Annotated in this window: 1 protein-coding gene and 1 pseudogene; both read left to right on the forward strand. The window is 75.0% G+C overall.

Annotation, left to right across the window (positions count from 1 at the left end):
• Positions 1 to 1,207 (forward strand): annotated as a pseudogene (locus tag FUT87_RS29705) (hypothetical protein); the annotation flags it as partial.
• Positions 1,204 to 1,683, forward strand: a complete 480-nt coding sequence (locus FUT87_RS27545) for a hypothetical protein (protein WP_091734217.1) — start codon at positions 1,204 to 1,206, stop codon at positions 1,681 to 1,683. The pseudogene FUT87_RS29705 and the gene FUT87_RS27545, both read left to right, overlap by 4 nt.
• Positions 1,684 to 1,714: the final 31 nt, after the last annotated feature.

The following is a 1,714-nucleotide window of genomic DNA, read 5'->3' on the forward strand; positions in this document are numbered from 1 at the left end:
GCTCGAGCCGCTGGAGCGCGTGCCGGGCGTCAGCGCCGGCGACTACTACCGCACCCTCGGCGCGGCCTCGTTCTGGCTGGGCCAGATCGCCTTCGACGCCGGCGACTTCGACGCGGCGGCGCGGGCCATGGACCGCTACCGCATCGCCAGCGAGCGCTGGCGGCAGCAGGCGCCCGAGGACGCGACCGCGCAGGGGGAACTGGGCTACGCGCTCAACAGCCTGGGCTCGATCGCGTTCCGGCGCGGGGCCTGGGAGGACGCGCAGCGCTGGTTCCAGGCCTCGCTGGCGCTCAAGCTCGAGGCGCTGGCCCGTTCGCCCGCGGACGCCGACCTGCGCGACGGCGTCGCCACCTCGCGGACCTGGCTCGGCCTGGTGGCGCATGTGCGGGGTCGGCCGATCGAGGCCCTGGCGGCGCTGGACGCCGCGCGCGCGGAGCGCCTGGCGCAGGCGGCCGCCCACCCCGACGAGCAACTGCGCCTGCGCGACCTGGGCACGCTGGAGCTGCGCCGCGCGGAGGCGCTGCGCGCGGCGGGGCGCCTCGGCGAGGCGGCGGCGACGATGGCCGAGGGCGTCGCGCGGCTGCGCCAGGCCGAGCGGCACGATCCGGAGAACCGCTACTGGCGCGCCGACCGCCAGCACGCCGAGGGCAGCCTGCTGCTGGCGCGTCTGGACGCCGGGCGGTTGGTGCCGCGCACCAGGTCCAGCGTCGTGCCCAGCGTCAGGCCCCAGCCGGCCACCGCCGGCAGCGATCCGGCGCGGGACTTCCTGCGGCGCGAGGCCCTCATGCGGGTCGCGCTGGCCGAGGCCGGGACCGCCGCGCGCGCCGGCGACTGGGCTGACGTGCGCACGCGGCTGGCAGCCACCGAAGAGGCGATGGCGACGCTGCTGCGCCTGCGGCCGCATCACTGGCAGAACCATGAACTGCAGGCGCGCCGGGCGCTGCTGGGCCTGCGGGCCGATGCGGCCGGCGCGGCGCCCGATCGCGCGCGCTGCGCGCGGCAACGCGACCAGATCCAGCCGGCGGTCGACGCCGGGCAGGCCGGGCTGGTGCTCGAGGCCTGGCTGGCCTTGCGCGCCTGCGCGAGCCCGCAGGCGCCGGACGACGGCTGGACCCGGCGGCTGACGGCGGGCGGCTATGTGCCGGCCCACGCGGCCCTTTTCGCTGATGTCCCAACTCCCTCCCTGAAAGGAAGGCGACCCTCATGAACGACCTCACTGCCGCTGCGCTCGCGCGCGCCGACGCCGAAGAATCGACGCTGTACTTCGTCGTGCCCCTGATCGGGCCGGCCGACAACGTGATTCCCTGCGCCTACTTCAATGCGCGCTGGGAGCGCATCCCGAGTCCCAAGCCGCTGGATACCGTCAACACCAACGCGATCATGTTCGCGCAGCAGTCCGTGGGGCTGTCGCCGGAGGTGCTCGTGCAACTCGGCAACAGCAAGCCGGACACCAGCGTGACGCTGTTCGTCGCGGTGGCCAAGACCCTGGAGAAGCCGAGCGGGCTGCCCAACACCTTCGTCGCGACCGGCCTGGATCAGGCGACCACGGTCACCGTGCCGGTCGGGCCGGGCACGCGACGCGGCGTGGTGCTGGTGTTCCGCCGCCCGGCCTCCGGCAACGCGCAGACGCTGATCGCGACCTCCGATCCGGAGATCCGCAACGGCAGCAGCAGCGACGACTGATCGTCGCGCGGCAATCAGCGCAGGGGCACCG

The sequence above is a fragment of the Mitsuaria sp. TWR114 genome, assembly GCF_007997345.1.